This window comes from Prevotella sp. HMSC077E09 (assembly GCF_001814685.1).
Taxonomy (GTDB): domain Bacteria; phylum Bacteroidota; class Bacteroidia; order Bacteroidales; family Bacteroidaceae; genus Prevotella; species Prevotella oris.
The window spans coordinates 1-19,991 of record NZ_KV817516.1; the positions used below are offsets into that span (position 1 = coordinate 1).

Sequence of the window (19,991 nt, forward strand, 5' to 3'; positions counted from 1 at the left end):
CACTTGAGAACTTGTTGTACACTTTTATTCCTCCTATCAAACCTACCACAGCACCGATGGCATAGATAAGCTTTGTACCTGGATCGAAGTAGGAGGTTACCATCTTTGTGGCTTCATTGATACCCGCCATGCCGTTGCCTTGTGCGTATGCTCCTATGGCGGTAGCCGTCAGGAACAGCATTGTGATTTTCTTTTTGTTGTTCATTGTTCTTTTTATTTTAAGTTGTTAAATGAATTGTTTTCTTTTAGATAGAGGTGGTAAGGGGTGGCTCGGTTTTATCGCATGACAGATATAGTTTGATTGTTTTACTTTTGAGCCACCCCTCGAACACTGTACAATATGAACAAAAACACTAGTTTTACAGATAGTATGAAAGTGGACGCTCGTCATCTTCTGAATCCTCGCTGTTGCAGCTCTCTACGTTTGAGTCTGTTTCAAAGTCAGAAGAAGAGCTAATATTACTTTCCTCCAATTCCGCTTCTTCCGCTTTGCGAATGGCAGCAAGTAGCTTTTGATGGTCTTGCTCCTGCTTGAGCGTTGCCTCCTTAATGTAGTCCATGAGCTGTGTGCCTCGTATCGCCTGCAGTGTTTCGTGAACGTCAGTTTCGTTTTCCTCATCGAGTGCATCGTCATTCCTGTGCCAACCGTTGACACGGATAATGTCCCTTGCGAGGATACTGGACGGTGATACTTCGGGCAGAGAATCGTCTGCTATCAGGCTTTCACTTCGTCCACCGATGTCCAATTCCAGTTCCTCACGGGCTATGGTGTCCTCATCTGGTTCGTCCATCGTATAATCGACATCCATCTCATTGTCGTCCTCCTCTGCGGTACTTCCTGCTTTTTCGGTCGCGCCCTGCCCTGTTTGGGTGTTTTGCCCTGCAAAAGTATCAGAAATTTTGGCTGAATTTTCAGACGAGGAAACAGCGGGAATTTCGGGGACAGACGGGGAAGTGAAAGGTTTGCTCCTGCCTACCAGAATATGGCGGGCACTGTCTATTTGCTCTTGGGAAACAGAAGGCTTGGGACTTTCACCTTGCTTGCCAGCTTTCTGTTTCGGGGTGTTCTTACCTGATAGGGCTGCTGAGTCTTGAAAAAGCCTCCACAGGTATGCGATGCCCAAAATCACCCAAACAACACCCAAGAAAAGGAGAATATCTAAAAGAACAGTTTCCATATTCACAGGTATAAAGTGTTTTTTAATTTCTGCTTGTCTGCAATCTCATTGATAAGCTCCTGATGAGTTTTGAGGTGATTGGTAAGGATATTCTCTATGTAAGCCGTCAACGTCGTTTCCGCCTTTGTATCGCGGAGAACATTGCGGAGTATGGTTAAGGTCTCTGTGTTGATCGTGAACCCCGATTTGTTTCGGGACCGCCTTGGAATAAAGAACTTGGCTTTGTAATCCTCCCATTGCTCCTCTGTACTTTGCAGCATAAAGTCAGCAAGGTAATCCGTATCTGTAAAATCCTTGCTGTCTTCCATAAGATGCTGAGTTCCGGACGCTGTTTTCTTTACCTGAGTGGGATTGTCCGTGTTGTCTTCCTTGGTATTCATGTCTCTTATGTAAACCTGAAAGAAAATGACACAGCAATATATAATCAGAAGAATATTGCTGAATACCAAGAATAAAATCAGAAAATCGTTTGTTGTCATAATATGTTATATTGTTATGGTTGTTTTACGCCGTTGTCTTGCCGTGGCATTGTTGAGCAGTTCCTTATGCTCTCTGAGGTGCTCACGCAAAATGTTGTCTATGTATGCAGCCATCGAGATCCGTTCACCCAAGTCTTGCAGCACGTTCCTTAGTACCTGCAAGGTCTCCACATCCATCGTGAAGGCTGTCTTTTCGCGGATACGGACAGCGTGAAAATAGCGTGTCCGGTAATCGTCCAATGAGAGTACCTGAGTCTCATGCGGCACTTTCCTTGCCCTTTCCGCATTCGTTTCTTGGAGGACGGGAGTATTCCCTTGAACCGGCATAATCTCCTTCGCCTCTTGTTGCTCGTTTTCTTCATCCTCATCGGGCGGGTCGAAGGCAAGCGTATCCTTGGGCTTTCCTTTCATCATGCCGTCCTCTGACATCTCCTTGAGCTTGGCTTCCAAGATTTTTCTCCGTTCGTCAATCCGTGCCATTGTCCGCCTCCTTCTTTAGTCTGATATGCGTGAGCAGGCTGTCAATCATCTCATCCAACCCCGTGCCTGCACGTTGGGCTTTGCCCGGAGCCAGATAAGTGGAACGGAATGCCCCACGAAAGCCGTATTGTTCCAACTCGTGACAGAAACGGTGGGCGGCATAGACGTGTTCGTCAAACAGCGTATAGCCCTCGTTCCTGATGTATTCGCTGTATTTCTCTATCAGCGTGCTCTTCACCCGTCTGTCCACCTTGTTCCAAAGGAGCATGACATCCTTGATACGCGCCCCGGTCATCGACACCCCCAAGTCCTGCATGGTCTTGGCATAGGCAAGGCAGGAGACCATTGACTGTACGTCGGCCTCGATGGGGGAAAGGATATAGTCCATTTCTAGTGAGAGTTCCAGCAGATCACTCGTCCCCGCATGCCCGGGAAAGTCGAAGACCACCAGTTCGAAGCGTTTCTTGGAATTTTTGCGGATATGTTCTTCAGCCTTGGCTATGGCACTCTTCGGGTCGGCCTTAAGAACACGGTAGGAAACACGTCCCAATGTTGAAAAATAGTTGTTCATCTGCTGGGAAACCAAGGGATCGCCCTCGACAAAAGTCTTTTCCCTTTGGCGGAGCTTATAAAAAGAGTCCTGCGAAAGGTCGCAATCCACGATGAAGAGTTCGATGCCTTTCTCATAATAGAGGATGCTGCTGACGATTTCTGCCAGCGTGCTTTTTCCGACACCTCCCTTCTGGGAGGAAAAGCCCAGAAAGATGGGCGATGTATTTGTCTGTTCCATTGCGATAGATATTTTATTTGTTGAACTGTCTTTTGGGCGATATGCCGTTTGAACGTTTGATTGTTCGATAGAACCATCGACAGTTTGTTTTATCGTTTGTCTTGCCGATCTGTCGGTCATTTGTTTTATCAATCATTTGTTCTATCAACCATTCGGTTTGTCAAGAGTTCGAGAAATCTACATCTCGAAATGTCGAACTATCGAGAAATCGAACAATCTATTTTCCGAACTTTTTATCGTCCTTTTTAACGTTTGTTCGAGTGATTGTCCGCTCGTTCTGTCTGCAAAATAAAAGCTTTTTCGATAGATTTTTCTATGCTTGTGAAATGGAGGGAAATATGAGGAAAAAGAGGGAATATGGCTGATAATGAGATATTTGGAAATCTGCCGTAACTTTGCAGGCGGATAGGGAACATGGAGGTAAACTACCCGAAGCGGACACCCTTACAGGTGGATGCTTCATTCGCATCAACTCTTGATACCAGCAAGGTGTGTCTTTGTCCGACAAACTCCGTTTCTGCCGACAAAGACCCTTGCCCCGAGGGGGGAGAGAATTACTCCAAAGTCGTAATTACAAAAAGGAAAGACAATGAATGATAAGATTGAACGATGGGACAGATGGGACACCCGTCTTCCCAATCCCAAAGACCAGCAGCGAGCGATTGATTTGTTTCAGCGTTCAGGGGCGCAGACCAAGTCGGATTTCGTGCGTGGTCGTATTCTTGGAGAGAGTTTCAAGGTGATCACGGTGGATAAATCTGCCGTGGAATATTACCGAAAGCTCTCAGAACTGACGGCGCAAATCCATAAGATTGGCGTGCTGTATAACCAAGCCGTGCGTGCCATCAACAGCTATCACAGCGTAAAAACCGCACAGATTATGCTTGAAAAATTAGAAAATTTGTCGGCTCAAATTATCACCTTACAGGAGCAGGCTATCAGTCTGACCATAGACTACCGCAAGAAATGATTGCCAAGATTTCTGCAACGGAGAACCTTGGAGGGGCACTCGGCTATAACTTCAAAAAGGTGGAGAAAGGGGAAGCAAGCATTCTCCTTGCCGCTGAATTGTATCAGAGCAAGGAAGGACGTTATACGATGGAGGACGTGCTTGCTGATATGGAGGCATTGATACCGAAGAACTGCCGTACCAAGAAAACGGTGTTCCACTGTTCGCTCAATCCGCATCCGGACGATAAAATCTCCGATGAGCAACTCGTGCAGGTAGCCAGGGAGTATATGGAGGCACTCGGCTACGGCAAGCAACCCTATATCGTGTTCAAGCACAACGACATCGCCCGTGAGCATATCCACATTGTGTCACTTCGTGTGGATGATGAGGGACGAAAGATCAACGACCGTTTCGAGAAACGGCGGAGCAAGCAAATTACCGATGCTTTGGAAAGAAAATTTGGTCTCATTCCAAGTTCAAAGGTTAGCGGTAAGGTGGAAACAGAAACGCCCAAGGTGGATATTGATAGAGGAAACATCAAGGAGCAGACGGCAAGCGTTATCCGCATGGTGCTGAAGTATTATCGTTTCTGTTCCTTGGGCGAACTGAATGCCATCCTGAGTAAATATAACCTTGCCGTGGAAGAAGTGAAGACGGAGTTTCGGGGAAAGAAATATGACGGACTGGTCTATGTTCCGACAGATGACAAGAGCAATAAAGTAAGCACACCCATCCATGCCTCGGACATCGGTCGTGGTGTGGGCTATACTGCCGTACAGAACAGAATACAGAAGTCGAAACAAAATGTCAAACCACTGATACCAACCGTCAGGAACAAAGTGTTACAAGCTATGCGCACCTCTCCCCAGACAGAGAAAGACCTGCGGAGCAGATTGGAGGAACAAGGCTTGCGTGTGGTCATCCGAAAAAATGACAATGGAAGAATTTACGGTATTACCTTTATTGATGACGAGCAAGGTGTTGCACTCAACGGTTCACGATTGGGAAAGGGATATGCCGCCAATGTATTCAATGGCTACTTCTCCAATCCTACGCACAACCCATTCTTGGTTGAAATGCTGTATGGTGGTTCGTCTGTTCGTTTGGAACCATCGCCAACCGCTCATCCCTTGCAATCAGATACGGAAGATGGAGACAACCTTGTCGATGAACTCATCGAGGATATAGTGGGTGACTCTTTCAGAACTACGGGCAATGATGATTGGAAAGAAGCGGCTTGGCAACGTAAACTCCGCAGACAAAGCAAAGTCAATCTCAAACGGAGGAAAAGATAAGTAGGTATTTCAAATTTTGTTTGAACAGTATTCAAACGCAATTCAAATAACGATAATACAACAAATATAAAAGCAATACGATTATGGCACAAGAAGACGATTTAAGGGCGTTAGGTAAGGTCATGGACTTTATGCGAGGTATATCGGTGATATTCCTCCTTATCAACTGTTATTGGTTCTGCTACGAGGCATTTCAGCAGTGGCACTTCACACTTGGTATCATCAATAAGATACTGATGAATTTCCAGCGAACGACGGGATTGTTTTCTTCCATCCTTTGGACGAAACTCTTTTGTGTAGTATTTCTTGCTTTATCCTGTTTGGGCACGAAAGGCGTGAAAGAAGAGAAAATCACATGGCCAAAGATTTGGACGGTGCTTTTCTCAGGCTTTGTCTTTTTCTTTCTCAACTGGTGGCTGTTGGCATTGCGCATAGGAAAAATTGGTGCAGCTTCGCTCTATATCTTTACGCTGTCTTTGGGCTATATCTGTCTGCTGATGGGTGGCGTATGGATGAGCCGACTGCTCAAAAACAATCTGATGGATGATGTATTCAACACGGAGAACGAGAGTTTCATGCAGGAAACACGATTGATGGAGAATGAATACTCTGTCAATCTCCCTACACGTTTTTACTATAAGAAGAAGTGGAACAAAGGTTGGATTAACGTGGTTAATCCCTTCCGTGCCTCAATGGTGCTTGGTACACCGGGGTCGGGTAAATCCTACGCCATTGTGAACAACTATATCAAGCAACAGATTCGGAAAGGCTTTGCCATGTATATCTATGATTACAAGTTTCCCGACCTTTCCGAGATTGCCTATAATCACCTGCTTCATCACTTGGATGCCTATAAGGTAAAGCCGCAGTTCTATGTAATTAACTTTGATGATCCGAGAAAGTCACATCGGTGCAATCCTATCAATCCTGCCTTTATGACGGACATATCGGATGCTTACGAAAGTGCCTACACCATTATGCTCAACCTTAACCGCTCGTGGATTCAGAAACAGGGTGATTTCTTTGTGGAGTCACCAATCATTCTGCTGGCTGCCATCATCTGGTTTCTGAAGATATACGAGAACGGGAAGTATTGCACCTTTCCCCATGCCATCGAGTTCCTGAACCGCCCCTATGCACAGATTTTCCCGATACTCACTTCTTACGATGAACTTGCCAATTATCTTTCTCCTTTCATGGACGCTTGGGAAGGTGGAGCACAAGATCAGTTGCAGGGACAGATTGCATCAGCGAAGATACCGCTCTCAAGGATGATTTCGCCTGCTCTCTATTGGGTAATGACAGGCGATGATTTCTCACTTGACATCAATAACCCTAATGAGCCGAAAGTGCTTGTAGTTGGTAACAATCCTGATCGCCAGAATATCTACTCGGCTGCACTCGGACTTTATAACAGCCGTATCGTAAAACTCATCAACAAGAAGAAACAACTCAAATCCTCCGTGATTATCGACGAGTTGCCGACTATCTATTTCCGAGGCTTGGACAACCTCATTGCTACTGCACGAAGCAATAAGGTCGCGGTCTGCTTGGGCTTTCAGGACTTCTCACAGCTTACCCGTGATTATGGTGACAAGGAAAGTAAGGTGATACAAAACACAGTTGGCAATGTCTTTTCCGGGCAGGTGGTTGGAGAAACTGCCAAAACACTCTCCGAACGTTTCGGTAAGGTGCTTCAGCAACGCCAGTCCATGACCATCAACCGCAACGATAAATCCACTTCAATCTCCACACAGATGGACAGTCTTATCCCTGCATCGAAAATCAGCAACCTTACGCAAGGAATGTTTGTCGGTGCCGTCTCCGACAACTTCGAAGAACGCATCGACCAGAAAATTTTCCATGCAGAGATAGTCGTGGATTCTGCCAAAGTTTCAGCAGAAACGATAACTTACCAACCAATCCCTATAATCGCAGACTTTACAAACGAAGATGGCTCCGACAATCTCAAAGAGACTATCGAAGCCAACTATAAACGTGTCAAACAAGAGATTATCTCACTTGTGGAATCGGAGAAGGAACGCATCAAGACCGATCCGGCTCTTGCCCACTTGAATAAAGAGTAGACCATTTACCAACCGATGTCTCCGAGCATCTGTTCCTTGCAAAGGTGTCAGAGAATAGTTACCATGCATTGGGAATAGAAAGATATATGTTCGAGAGAACATCTTTCGGACTGTATGTGTACGTCATTTTCTTTAATTATCAAAAGGGCGTGGCACCTGTTATGCACCACGCCCTCGATAAAAATGGATTTAATCATCCCACTGCGATTTTGAGCGACAAATCGGAGCAGCATAGCCCTCATCTTCCTCCTCTTCGTCGTCGCCAAAGAAGTTATTACCTTTCGACAGTGCTGGTCCCGTTGCGGGACCCTCGCCGATGCCCACGCTGGTGGAGCCGGCGAGGATGCAGTTTTCCATTTCAAGAGGCTTGGCCTTCATGGTCGGTTTAATATACTTTTTCATATTTTTTGTTTATAATTTATTAGTTATGTGCTATCGGGGAGCGCGTCTCTTCTTGGTGGACGCTCCCCCGATAAGAAGAGAGACATTATTTCACAACAACCTTGCGGCCGCCTACGATGTAGACGCCTGCGGGCAACGAGTGGCGTGTGGCGCCGTCTAAGCGGTCGGCCACGCGGCGGCCTTGCAGGTCATATACCGGACCGTTCTTTCCGTCGGTCGCCTCGTTCGTCACGTCGCCGATGCCGGTGGTCTCGCCGTCGAGGACAACAGAGAGCTGCTTGGCACCTGACGCTTGCGGTGGACAGATGATGTAGGCATGATAAGCAGGAACGGTGGCACCGGGGTTGTCGGTCGTTACCTTGTGGAACATACCATCGTCCTGCAGGATGTAGGCGTTGGCTGCGGCAGCCGTAGCGTTGTCCATGCTTACCACCGTGCCCTTGATAGAGTAGCCATTGGCGCTGGTCGTCAGATTAGCTCCGGTGTAGGCTTTCACCTCGATGTTCGTGCCACCGAGCAGTGGCGTGCCGTCGGCAGTGATGTAATACGGTGTGTATGCCGTGAGCTTATCTTTCGTTTCCTTGAAATGGACTTCGTTTTTGTTGCCGCCCGAGAGGGTGTAGGCCTTGAAGCCCTGAGCAGACAAGTCGTAAGGCAGACACAGCGTGGCTTTCTGCGTGCCATTGAAGTTGCGCTCGTAGGTAACGGTGGCGGCGGTGAAGTCGAGCCCGATGGGCAACGGCTGTTCGTCGGTGAGGCGGAAGTCGTCGCACGCCCAGCCTTTCTTTGCCGCGTCGTAATACACGTAGTTCGCCTTGCTCTTGTCGGCTGCGTTGTAGAAGTCGGGCATTTCACCCAACTGCTGTGCCCAGTAGCACTTGTCGGTGCGGTTGTTCTGCAACTTCTTTGTCACCTCGCCGCTCTTGAGCTGCTCGGCGGTTATCTTCGTGCCCTGCGCCGTGCCGCAGGCGTTGAGGTAGTAGCAGTTGTTGAGCGTGGGGTTCGGGGCGAAGGTGTAGCCGCCCTTGGAATTGTTCGTGCCGGTGTAGAGGCAGTTGTCGAAGGTGCAGGTGGCGTCGTCAGCTTGAGAACATACGAAGCCGCCCATGTTCTGCTTGCTGTTGTCGGTGGTGCCGTTGAGGTCGCCGGCCACGATGCAGTCTTTGAAGGTGATTTTGCCTTCGTTGTATGCTGCGTGCACCATTCCTGCGGCACTGTAGGAGCTGTTCTCGTCGCCGCTGGTGATTCTCACGTCGCTGACGCAGTGCTCGTAGGTGGTGGTGCCACCCGCCAGGTAAGAGAATACGCCCATTGGAACATCGGTCGTCATCTTCCCCGTTACGCGCAGGTTCTTGATGGTGGCGTCTGTTACAAAGGGGAACAGCGCGAAGTAACCACCGCCGTAACCGTTCCAATCGATCGTGATGGTGTGCCCCTGTCCATCGAAGGTGCCGCGATAGTCAGTGCTCTCGCTGCCTATTTTCTGGATGTCCGTGCCGAGGTTGAGGTCGGCGGTGAGCTTGGCGTTGAGGTTTCCCTCCCCGGATCTTACGAAGTCGCCGAACTTCTTCCAGTCTTCTTTCGTGGCGATTTCGCACATGTTGTTTACGATGACATCTACTGCCACGGTGCGGTCGGCATAAATGGGATATTCGGCATAGAAACCATCGGCGAAGACGAGCTTGTAGGTGTTGGCGGTGTTGTATGCCACGCCCAGGATTTCCTGCGGGGTGGGCAAGGTGCCGACATTGCCGCCTCGGTTGGCGTAGCGCGACGCGACCTCCTTGCCGTTGTAGGTGAACTTCACCTCGTACACCCGCTTCGCAGCCTCGGCGGTGAGCTGTGGCTCGTTGTCGGTGCCGAGCACCTGTCCCCAGACGGTTTCCTCGCGCGTGCCCTGCAATAGATGCGCCATATAGCCGCTCTCGAGCTGCGCCTTGGTGACCTGCTCGCCCTGTGCTGTGCCGCAGGTGTTCAGGTAGTAACAGTTGTTGAGGGTGGTGGTGGCGCCGGAGGTATTGGTCGGGGCGAAGGTGTAACAATTGTTGTTGCTGTTGTCCGCATTGTTCGTGCCGGCGTAGAGGCAGCGGGTCAGCGTGCAGGTGCCGTTCTGCACATATACGAAGCCGCCCATGCCTTTCTGCCCTTTCTCGGTGGTGGCGTTGATCGAGCCCTTCACGAGGCAGTCGTTAATGGTGACGTGGGCATAGGTGAAGACATAGTTAACCAATCCAGCTGCCCCGCATCTGTTGCTGGTATAGCTGCTCGTGATGTTCACCGCGCTGACGCAGTTCGCGACGGTGTTGCTGCCGCCATAGGCTTCGTCAATCAGTCCGCCCAGAAAGTAACCGTCCGACCGGATGGAGCCTTCGGTGCGCAGGTTCTTGATGGTGGCGCCATTCACTCTCCCGAAGGGGGCGACGTCCTTGGCCGAGCCGGCATCCCAGTTGACGGTGAGCGTGTGGTTCTGCCCGTCGAACGTGCCGGCATAGGGCTTGTTGGCAGTTCCCGCCATCGTGATGTCCGTTTCGAGGTCCACGTCCTTCGTCATCTTCGCATCAACGGCGGTCTGTCCGTCTTCCACGAGGGCGCAGAACGCCTGCCAGTCAGCCTTCGACGCGATTTCGTAGCAGTCTTTTTCGGCGAGTGTGATGTCCACCTTGCGGTCGGCATTAACGGTGGTGGAGGCGTTGAAGCCGTCGGCAAAGGCGATGGCATAATAATGATGAGGGTTGTAGCCCGTGCCTAAGAGGTCCTGCGCCGTGGGCAGACCGCCGTGGATGCTCTGCCCGTTGGTGGCATAGCGCGTTGCCTTCACCTCGCCGTTGTAGACGAACTTCACCTCGTACACCCGCTTCTTGGCGTCGGTGGTGGGCTGCGGAATGGTGTCGGTGCCGAGCGTCTGTCCCCACACCTGCGACTCTATGCCCTTCTGCAACTTATAGGCTACGTAGCCGTTCTTCAGCTGCGCCTCGGTGATCTTATCGCCCTGCGCTTTGCCGCAGGGGTTGAGGTAGTAGCAGTCGGTGAAGGTGGCGCCGTAGCCGTCCTTGCCGAAGGTTTTGCTGTATCCGTTGTTGGTGGCGTTGTTCTTGCCGACGTAGAGGCAGCGAGTCAGCGTGTAGGTGCCACTATTAGAAAAGACAAAGCCGGCCATCTTTCTCTCGCTTTCATCCGCATTGTCGGTGATGCTGCCTTTGACGAGGCAGTCGGTGATTTGAACCGAGGCACCGTCGGCTACCGCTTGAACCATGCCCGCGGCTTGGGAATCATTCCAACCACCGTTCCCCCCCCGTGATGTCCACGTCGCTGATGCAGCCCGTGATGGTGGTGGTGCCAGAGGCTATATAAACCATTCCGGACAAGCCGTAACCCTTCTTCGTGATCTTCCCTTGGGTGCGCAGGTTCTTGATCGTGGCGTCCTTCACACACCAGAAGGGGGCGATTCGGTCATCTTTGCCCGCATTCCAGTTGAACTTCAGCGTATGTCCCTGTCCGTCGAACGTGCCGGTGTAATAGTAAAAAGAGTTATAGTTATAGGGGTGTTCTCTTCCTGCCATCACAATGTCCGAGCCGAGGTCCACGTCCTGCGTCAGCTTGGCGTTGAGGGTGGTCTGTCCGCTGTTCACTCGCTGGCAGAACGCTTTCCAGTCTTCTTTCGATGCAATCGTAATGGTCTCGCTCTCGTTTCCGGAGCCGCCCTGCGCCCACGTCGGCATCGTCAGCACGAGGGCAAGCAAGAAGAGGCTGAGCCTCTGAATGATGTTTTGTTGTTTCATATTGAATTTGAAATTAAAAAAATAAATATTCTTTTGGTTATCGGGGGCGTGGCGTAGTTACTACGTTTTCCGGAAGACTTCCTTGTATATTTCTGTCCGTTCCCGATTACGTTGCACGAGAAAGTTGATCGTATCTTTGGAAAGAGAATCCAAAAGATGTTTGTGTGCCAAGCCGTCGAACGGTTTTTCAAACGGACGGAGATAAGACAACTTTTCCTTTCGCGTGGAGATTTCGGTGAACTTTTTATCCATCTCAAGTGAAAAGCCAATGATGAATTCTCCGCTTTCATTTCTTAAAATATATACCCAACAGTTGTTTTTCATTTGCCATAATCTCATTTTCTTTATGAATAACTCTTTTTGCTAATTATGAATTAAATATATTTCTACTTTCTCATTTTCTCATTTCGCATTCCTTTCTGCTGAATTTCGCATGCCTAATGGTGCTCTTCTGAGCAATTCCACAAGAAAAATCTTTGCGAGAGCAGCAAAAGATGATGCAAAAATAACATAAAGTGAATTGTTATTTTAAGGATTATGACAGAAAAGAGCATTTTAAAGGTATTTCCGCCCCCTAAAAACCTTAATATCCCCCTAAAAACACTTAATAAAAAGTTTGGGAAAGAGAAAATAAAAACGTATCTTTGCAGTCGTTATAAGAAGTAAAAACGGCAACAATGATCATTCATTCTCTCACAGAAAAGGTATCGGCATTCCTACGGTCGCGCACTACAAACACCATTGAGCGGCACCGCGTCATCGTGTATTTGCTCCACTCTGTACTCGTTGTTACCGTCATCTCCTTGCAGTTCATGGGGCTTGGAGGTTCGCAGGAAGCGTTGCCCCAGACGATGAGCGGCATCCATCTGGCGATGTGCCTCCTTTCGCTGTCGCTCTACCTCACGCGGCGGCTGACGCTTTCCAAGGCTTTCTCGCTTGTGGCGCTCGTGGCACAGTGTACCATCGGCGTGCGCTTATTTTATTTCGCTACGGTGCGCCCCGACCATTTTCTGCAGCTCATCCTTATCAATCAGATAACATCCCTGCTGGCGATCTTCTTCCTTGTGTTGAGCTTTGTCCGGCTCACCCCCTTTATCGTCTCTGCTATCAGTGTGGTTAGCTACGGTTGTGTGGCAGCCTATCTTCAAGAGCCTTCGCTTTGGCGCCTGTTCGGTTTCTTCCTCTTCGTGCAGTTTTTCCTCTGCACGCTGGGCGAACTGCTGCGATATAATGTGATGAGTGTAACGAAGGAAAATACCGATTTGCATCACCGTGAGACGACACTGATGCGCGCCGTCAGACTGAATAAACGGGAAATAGAGGTCTACCTGCGCATGAGCAGCAACGACCACCCATCGCCCGAGGACACCGACTGCCTGTTTTCCATGCTCAAGCCGAAATCGCAACGGAACCTCGTCAACGCCGTGCGCCTGCATCTGAAAAAACACTTGATGGATGACTGCGATCTGGGACACCACTTTCCCTGTCTGACTAAATCAGAAACGGATGTGTGCCGCCTCATTCTCGCGGGAAAGAAGCGGAGCGAAATCGGCCTACTACTCGACAAAACCGAAAACAACGTCGACGTGACGCGTAACCACATCCGCAAGAAACTCAATGTACCCACTGACCAAGACTTACAGAAATTTCTCATCAATTTATTGATAGAAAAAGAATATTCGAAAAAGGAGGAAATAAATAAATAAGTTCCTCTACCGGAAACGTTCATATTTATTTATAACATGCCATTATCCGCTTTCCATACAGATTCGGATAATGGTTTCTTGTTTTTCCCCTGTATTTCCCGCTTTTCCCAAAAGTTTTCCAATCTCTTCATATACCTATAATTTAGCCGCTTGATAACAGTATTCATCATTAAAATTATCAAGCAATGGAATCAAACAACAATGACAACTATGTGCTGGTCTTGGAAGACCGCACGGAAGTGAAGAATGAGCAGGAAGTGGGTAAATTGTCCGTCGTATCCGGTGTTGACGACAAGGGAAATCTCAAGACCACCGAGGCTGTCGCTGCCAATCAGGCAGCGTTCTTGAAGTTCAACAGCAAGGACGGACTTCTCAAAAACTTCATGACCAACTTCCTCAAACAGTTCAACAACCCGACTCATTTCGGGTTGTACAAGGTCGTGGCAGACAATGTGGAGCAAGGCGTGGACAACCTGCACACCCTGCTGCAAAGCCGTGAAAAGCCCGAAAGCAAACAGCAACTGGCAGAGATGGGCATTCCCTTTGGGGACTATCTGCCCCAGCAGAAGAATGCCACTACTATCGATCCTGAAAAGGTGGATTGGAAGATGCTCGACAACCTCGGTCTTTCCCGTGAGCGATTGGAGCAGAGTGGAGAATTGGAAAAGATGCTCAATTGGCAGAAGAGCAATCTCATCACAATTGCTGTTCCTATCGGCGACACCACCATCTATACTGAAGCACGCCTTGCGTTCCGTACGGACGATAACGGCAATATCGGTTTGGCAATTCATCCTTTAAGAAAAGAACCACAGCTTGACTTTCCCTATATGGGCTACAAGTTCTCTCCCGAAGAAAAGGAGCAACTCCTCACTACGGGTAATCTGGGCAAGACCATCGAGGTAACACCCAAGAACGCCGAACCTTTCTCTGCATACGTTTCTATTGACCCGCAAACGAATGAAATCATCGCCCTGCGTGCCGACCGTGTGAACATCCCTAAGGAAATCAAGGGCGTGACACTTTCTGACGCTCAATATAAAGACCTTGTGGAAGGTAAGGCTGTGAAAGTGGAAGGCATGACTGCCAAGAGCGGTAAGTCCTTTGATGCCACGCTTCAAGTTAATGCCGAGCGAAAGGGCATTGAGTTCATCTTCGACAATAACCGTGGATTTAAGGAACGCCAGCAGCAAACACAGCAGCAAGGCGTACCGCATAAGCTCTGCGGACTGGAACTATCAGAAAAACAGCGTGAAGCATTGGATAGCGGTCGTACACTATATCTAAAGAATATGGTGGACAAACAGGGACAATCATTCAACGCCTATGTTCGCATGGACAAGGAACAGAACCGCCCACGTTTTTACAAGTGGAATCCTGACAAGAAGCAGGAAACTGGCAAAGAAAAGGTGGTTGCCGTAGCCGAAGAACACAAAACGCAGGTAGCCGTGAACAACCACGGCAAGACGAATGAAGTCACCAAGAATGTGAAAGAGCCCTTGAAGACGGGACAGACACAACCTACTTCCGAGCAGAAGCAAAAGCAGGACGAGAACAAACAAAAGAAGTCCCGTGGACGTAAGATGTAACCCTTATTTCTATTATCGACTATGACAACTTGTATTATCGCCGAGAAGCCCTCGGTTGCCAGAGATATTGCCCGCATCGTAGGTGCAAATAGTAAGCAGGACGGTTATATGGAGTGCAACAGTTACCTTGTTACTTGGGCAATGGGACACCTCATCGCCCTTGCCATGCCTGAAGCCTACGGTTTTTCTGCCTATAAAGCTGAAGACCTGCCCATTCGTCCCAATCCATTTCAGTTAGTGGTACGACAAGTATGTAAGAACAAGGAGTATATATCCGATCCAGCAGCACTAAAACAGCTCAAAGTGATACGTTCCTGCTTTGATAAGGCAGATCGTATCATTGTCGCCACCGATGCAGGGCGAGAGGGTGAGCTTATCTTCAGATATATCCACCAACACTTAAACTGCCATAAGCCTTTCGACCGCTTGTGGATTTCCTCCCTCACCGATAAGGCTATTCGTGAGGGACTTTCCAATCTCAAGCCTGGAAGCCATTACGACAATCTCTATCATTCTGCCAAGGCAAGAAGCGAAGCTGACTGGCTCGTGGGTATCAATGCGAGTCGTGCGCTGTCCATTGCCCGCAAAGGCGGCTATTCTTTGGGACGGGTACAGACCCCAACACTTGCTATGGTCTGCCGTCGGTACATAGAGAACCGTGATTTTTCTTCCGTCCCTTATTGGAAACTCTCCGCTCTCATGGAGAAAAAGGGCGTATCGCTGAAAGCCATTGGCATTACAGACTATGAGAGTGAAGCATCGGCACAGACCGCTCTCGCTACACTTCGCAGTCAGAGCCGGCTTACAGTGGAATCGGTCACAAGAAAGGTAACGCATACCGCGCCACCACTCTTGTACGACCTCACTGCCTTGCAGAAGGAAGCCAACAGACGCCAAGGCTTTTCTGCAGACAAGACCCTCTCAATTGCTCAGAGCCTCTATGAGAAGAAAATCACGACCTATCCCCGCACAGGCAGCCGATACATCAGCGAGGACGTCTTTGAGGAAGTACCCGCCCTGCTCCACAAGATAGGTAAGCCCCTATCCAATCCGCTTAACCGCCACTCGGTGGACAACGCTAAGATAACCGACCACCACGCTATTATCCCCACGGGAGAAACACCTTCCGGCTTATTGACGGATGAAGCAATCCTATATAATATGGTGGTAACCCGTTTTATCGAAGCCTTTTCGCCTGACTCCGAGGAAGAACGTATGCAGGTGCTGTTCACGGACGGCACCAACACCTTTACTTGGAAAGCATGCCGACAAATCTCCTTGGGCTGGAAAGCCGTGCAGAAAGAAGTCAAATCAGATGACGAGGAAGAGTTACTTGCCACATTGCCCAATTTAACAGAGGGTGAACTCCTACCACTTCTCAATGCCGAGATTACCGAACACAAGACCAGATCGAAACCGCTCTATACCGAAGCCACCCTGCTCTCCGCTATGGAGAACGCAGGCAAGGAAGTGGAGGATGCAGAAAGCAAGAAGGCAATGGCGGAATGCGGTATTGGCACACCTGCTACAAGAGCCAATATCATCGAAACGCTCATCCTCCGTGATTATATCCGCAGGGACAGGAAATCCATCATCCCGACAGAGAAAGGCTTGGCGGTCTATGAGATTGTCAAGGACAAGAAGATTGCCAATGCGGAGATGACAGGTAGCTGGGAACTGGCTCTTGCCGCTATCGAGGCAGGTCAGATGCCGGCAGAGAAGTTTGCGAAAGGCATTAACTCATACGTTGGCACCATCTGCGAAGAGCTCCTTGCCCTTTCCCCACAGGTACAAAAGTCCTATCCCACCTACCGCTGTCCCAAGTGCGGACAGCAGAGTGTGGGTATTTATGCTAAGGTAGCAAAATGTCGGAACGAGGGTTGCGACTTCCACGTCTTCCGTGAGATCTGTGACACGCTGCTTACAGAGGACAATATCCGGGACTTGATAACCACAGGACGAACACCCGTCCTCAATGGCTTGACCAGCAAGGCCGGTAAGAAGTTCAACGCCCGTCTGGTGCTGAATGAAGAATATACCACATCCTTTGTATTTGAAAATAAGAAAGGAAAACAACGAGGGAGATAATCCCGACAGAAACAGAGAGGAACAGATATAGATCGGGAGATACAAGTACTACCTGCCGACCTTTTTACCTCCACTTTATTAAAAGAAAACACTATGGCATACAATAAGAAAGAAGTCCTGCAAGCCAACACGGAAGCTATCCGCGTGGTCTTGCGCCTGGAGAAAGAACGCCGCGAAGCCACCGAAGCTGAGAAAAGTATCTTGCGGAACTATCAGGGCTTCGGTGGCTTGAAATGTGTACTCAACCGCACAGACAATCCCGATGACATACGCTATTGGAGCAAGTCAGAGCAAAATCTCTTTGAACCTACCCAGCAGCTCAAGCAGATGATTTATCGTGAAGCCGTAGATGCCAACACTGCCAAGCGGTACTGGGAGAGCATCAAGGCAAGTGTACTGACCTCCTTCTATACCGATACCCGTATCGTTTCTGCCATCTCTGATGCACTTGCCTCCACAAACCTGCAGGTAAAACGATGCTTAGACCCTTCTATGGGTATGGGGGCCTTTGCCGAAACCTTTGCAAGGCAAGCGGGAGTTGTAGATGCAATGGAAAAAGACCTGCTCACTGCTCGTATCAGCCAAGCCCTGCACCCTTATAGCAAAGGCAACATTTTCGTTCGAAACGAGCCTTTTGAAGCTATTGGAGAACTGGAAGGTAAGGACAAATACGACCTTATTACAAGTAACATTCCTTTCGGTGATTTCATGGTCTATGACCGAGAGTACAGTAGAGGTAAGGATACACTAAAACGTGAGTCCACACGTGCCATTCACAATTACTTCTTTGTGAAAGGTCTGGACTGCATCAAGGAAGGTGGCTTACTGGCATTTATCACCTCACAGGGCGTTTTGGACAGTCCCCGCAATGAAGCCATACGCCGTTACCTCATGCAGAACAGCCGTCTTATCTCCGCTCTCCGACTGCCATCGGGTATGTTTTCAGACAATGCAGGTACGGACGTGGGCAGTGACCTCATCATCCTGCAGAAGCAGACTGGTAAAGAAATCAGCAAGGGCATTGAACAGCAGTTCGTAGAAACCGTTTCCGTTCCCAAAGAAGAAGGCTCTTCTGTTGTCTTCAAGCATAACTCTCTTTTTGTAGGAGATTGGAAGGACATTTCTCATCGCACCATTGCCACGGAGCGCATAATGGGTACAGACCCTTATGGAAGACCGGCATGGGAGTATCGGTTCACAGGAGGGATTGAGGAACTGGCAGAAAGTCTCCGAACACGGCTCTCCCTTGAAATGGGACAACGTATCGACCGTAAACTATATGAGACCGGTATACCGATGACAGAAACAGAGCGAGAGACAGAAGCGGAGAAACAGCTCCGCAAGTTCGGTATTACCATAAGTCGGGAAGAAGAAACAGAGAAGACAAAGACTGAAAACAAGGGCATAAACGATGCCTATAACCTCATGCCCGACAGTATCAGGAAACAGTTGCCTAAACTTTACAGTACGGAAAAGGAACTCATAGGCGATAAGGTTGCCTACGCACGCTATTTCTTCCCGATGGGAGCATACACAGCCTACCTTCTGGAATATGACCCTAAGAGCCGCATTGGTTTCGGTGCTGTCACGATGGGTTACGGCTGGGAGCTTGGCAATATGTCCCTTGATGAAATGGAAGGCGTGAAGGTAAGAGGACTGGGCATAGAGCGCGACCTGTATTTCTCTCCTAAGAAATTGCACGAGATAGCCGAACTGGAAGAAATCGTCAGAGGACAATATACCAAAGAAGAAGTGGTGGCAGAGGAAATCAAGGAAGAAGTGGTAACAAAGGCAGAAGACACTGTTAAGGAGATTGTGAACGGTATTTCTGAAATCGAAACATCCAACGAGGAATTAGAAACTGAAACAGGAATTAATGTCGGGCAAGTCATAGAACCGGACGATTTTACCATTACCAAGGCACAGGCAAAAGAAAATACCGTTTCCAATGGAGAGACCACTCCATTGCAACCACCATCATCGGAGTCTGCACCACAGCAATCTGTGTCAGAGCAACCGTCCATAAACGTTGAACCTGCACCCGAAGGCGTACCCGCCTTGACACTTCATCATCAATACGAGCAGGAACCGCAGGAAATCCGTACGGATATTGAAGCCCCAAGAGAGATGAACGGACAGACGGTGTTCTTTGACGACGATCATCATCCGGTGGTGGACAATAATATAGAAGACATCGGACAACCGGAGCAGCTGTCACTGTTTGCCCCAGAGGAATACAGCCTTTGGACAAGAGAAGTTACCCGTGTGAACAATGAAATCAAGGATAATTCAGGAACTTCACAGGCACGCCGTCTTATAACACAAACTGCTCCCCAGAAACCATCGGAGTCCAAGATGCAAAAGGCAGCGACCATTCCTCAACGGCGTACCCGTGGCAGCAGGAAAGCGGCTTCTTCCTCTTCACGTGAGCCATCCCTTTTCGACTTCATGAACGAAGCCGAGGAGCGCAAGCCGCAGCCGATAGCAGAAGTCAGAAAAGAGTTTGACGCTTCACCGCGCCCTTTTCTCTCTTCGCCGGACTCTCATCTGAGAGACGGCTCCATTGTCGTGCAGAAAGGTCAGGTGGGGTTTCTTTCTGACCTGAAGCGACATCCGACCTTCAACCCGATGGACTTGCCGTATGCGCAGCTTTCCCGTCTCAAAGCCTATATCGAGATACGGGAGTGCTATCATCGTCTCTATGACTACGAGGCGGAGAACCATACAGAAGACAAGGAAGACCGTAGCAGACTCAATCACCTGTATGATGATTATGTATCCCGCTGGGGCTACTTTAACCAGAAGACGAACACCGACATCATCAAGATGGATGCTACAGGAGTGGAAATGCTCTTCTTGGAACGCTCCGAAAACGGCAGGTACATCAAGGCGGACATCTTTGACCATCCTACGGCATTTTCCACCACTGAACTGGCTATAGCCGCAGACCCGATGGAGGCTCTTGGCGCATCGCTCAACAAGTACGGCACGGTGGAACTCGACTATATGAGTTCCCTGCTTCCCGATATGGAGGAAAGCGACATCATTTCTTCCTTGGAAGGTCGCATCTATTTCAATCCCGAAGAGAATGCCTACGAGGTTGCGGACAAGTTCATTTCGGGCAATGTAATAGAAAAGGCGGAGCGTATCGAGTCGTGGCTCTTGG

16 protein-coding genes are annotated in these 19,991 nt (G+C 49.1%); 7 read left to right on the forward strand and 9 right to left on the reverse strand.

Annotated features, from left to right (window positions below):
- From HMPREF2983_RS02965 to HMPREF2983_RS02985, 5 genes are all read right to left on the reverse strand, one after another.
- Positions 1 to 205 (reverse strand): DUF4134 domain-containing protein (locus tag HMPREF2983_RS02965; protein WP_070666620.1); only part of this gene is annotated, 205 nt, incomplete at its 3' end.
- A 154-nt stretch (positions 206 to 359) separates the two neighbouring features.
- The gene (locus HMPREF2983_RS02970; RefSeq protein ID WP_070666623.1) at positions 360 to 1,178 is read right to left on the reverse strand and encodes a hypothetical protein; all 819 of its coding nucleotides are present in this window, start codon (positions 1,176 to 1,178) and stop codon (positions 360 to 362) included.
- A gap of 2 nt (positions 1,179 to 1,180) precedes the next feature.
- Positions 1,181 to 1,558 carry a DUF3408 domain-containing protein gene (locus HMPREF2983_RS02975; protein WP_223381209.1) on the reverse strand — a complete coding sequence of 126 codons (378 nt, stop codon included), beginning with the start codon at positions 1,556 to 1,558 and terminating at the stop codon, positions 1,181 to 1,183.
- A gap of 105 nt (positions 1,559 to 1,663) precedes the next feature.
- Positions 1,664 to 2,137 (reverse strand): DUF3408 domain-containing protein, encoded by a 474-nt coding sequence (locus HMPREF2983_RS02980; RefSeq protein WP_004351245.1) that lies wholly within the window; start codon positions 2,135 to 2,137, stop codon positions 1,664 to 1,666.
- Positions 2,124 to 2,927: a nucleotide-binding protein gene (locus HMPREF2983_RS02985; RefSeq protein ID WP_036918809.1), complete on the reverse strand. Its 804-nt coding sequence runs from the start codon at positions 2,925 to 2,927 to the stop codon at positions 2,124 to 2,126. Before HMPREF2983_RS02985 ends, HMPREF2983_RS02980 begins: the two co-directional genes overlap by 14 nt.
- A 589-nt stretch (positions 2,928 to 3,516) precedes the next feature.
- Here HMPREF2983_RS02985 and HMPREF2983_RS02995 point away from each other — a divergent pair.
- The 3 genes from HMPREF2983_RS02995 to mobC all read left to right on the forward strand — a co-directional run bounded on the left by HMPREF2983_RS02995 (position 3,517) and on the right by mobC (position 7,261).
- The gene (locus HMPREF2983_RS02995; RefSeq protein ID WP_070666631.1) at positions 3,517 to 3,897 is read left to right on the forward strand and encodes a plasmid mobilization protein; all 381 of its coding nucleotides are present in this window, start codon (positions 3,517 to 3,519) and stop codon (positions 3,895 to 3,897) included.
- Positions 3,894 to 5,174, forward strand: a complete 1,281-nt coding sequence (gene mobB / locus HMPREF2983_RS03000; protein ID WP_070666634.1) for a conjugal transfer protein MobB — start codon at positions 3,894 to 3,896, stop codon at positions 5,172 to 5,174. The genes HMPREF2983_RS02995 and mobB overlap by 4 nt, the downstream gene beginning before the upstream one ends.
- A gap of 83 nt (positions 5,175 to 5,257) precedes the next feature.
- Positions 5,258 to 7,261 (forward strand): conjugal transfer protein MobC, encoded by a 2,004-nt coding sequence (mobC, locus tag HMPREF2983_RS03005; RefSeq protein ID WP_070666638.1) that lies wholly within the window; start codon positions 5,258 to 5,260, stop codon positions 7,259 to 7,261.
- Positions 7,262 to 7,450: 189 nt separating this feature from the next.
- On the opposite strand, the gene HMPREF2983_RS03010 is transcribed toward mobC, so the two are convergent.
- The 4 genes from HMPREF2983_RS03010 to HMPREF2983_RS03025 all read right to left on the reverse strand — a co-directional run bounded on the left by HMPREF2983_RS03010 (position 7,451) and on the right by HMPREF2983_RS03025 (position 11,766).
- Positions 7,451 to 7,663, reverse strand: coding sequence for a hypothetical protein (locus tag HMPREF2983_RS03010; RefSeq protein WP_004364606.1), 213 nt, complete (start codon positions 7,661 to 7,663; stop codon positions 7,451 to 7,453).
- Positions 7,664 to 7,748: 85 nt separating this feature from the next.
- Positions 7,749 to 10,916, reverse strand: a complete 3,168-nt coding sequence (locus HMPREF2983_RS03015; RefSeq protein ID WP_070666641.1) for a peptidase M26 — start codon at positions 10,914 to 10,916, stop codon at positions 7,749 to 7,751.
- A 16-nt stretch (positions 10,917 to 10,932) separates the two neighbouring features.
- On the reverse strand, positions 10,933 to 11,442 hold the full coding sequence (locus HMPREF2983_RS14475) for a hypothetical protein (protein WP_070666644.1): 510 nt from the start codon (positions 11,440 to 11,442) through the stop codon (positions 10,933 to 10,935).
- Positions 11,443 to 11,502: 60 nt separating this feature from the next.
- On the reverse strand, positions 11,503 to 11,766 hold the full coding sequence (locus HMPREF2983_RS03025) for a hypothetical protein (RefSeq protein ID WP_009347070.1): 264 nt from the start codon (positions 11,764 to 11,766) through the stop codon (positions 11,503 to 11,505).
- Between the two features lie 353 nt (positions 11,767 to 12,119).
- On the opposite strand from HMPREF2983_RS03025, the gene HMPREF2983_RS03030 reads away from it, so the two are divergent.
- The 4 genes from HMPREF2983_RS03030 to HMPREF2983_RS03045 all read left to right on the forward strand — a co-directional run.
- Positions 12,120 to 13,148, forward strand: a complete 1,029-nt coding sequence (locus HMPREF2983_RS03030) for a helix-turn-helix transcriptional regulator (RefSeq protein ID WP_070666647.1) — start codon at positions 12,120 to 12,122, stop codon at positions 13,146 to 13,148.
- A 185-nt stretch (positions 13,149 to 13,333) separates the two neighbouring features.
- Entirely contained in the window at positions 13,334 to 14,737 is a 1,404-nt protein-coding gene (locus tag HMPREF2983_RS03035) for a DUF3945 domain-containing protein (RefSeq protein ID WP_070666650.1), read from the forward strand.
- A gap of 21 nt (positions 14,738 to 14,758) precedes the next feature.
- Entirely contained in the window at positions 14,759 to 16,825 is a 2,067-nt protein-coding gene (gene topB, locus HMPREF2983_RS03040) for a type IA DNA topoisomerase (protein ID WP_070666653.1), read from the forward strand.
- A gap of 93 nt (positions 16,826 to 16,918) precedes the next feature.
- Positions 16,919 to 19,991: DUF2958 domain-containing protein (locus HMPREF2983_RS03045; protein WP_070666656.1), on the forward strand; the 3,073-nt coding region annotated here is incomplete at its 3' end.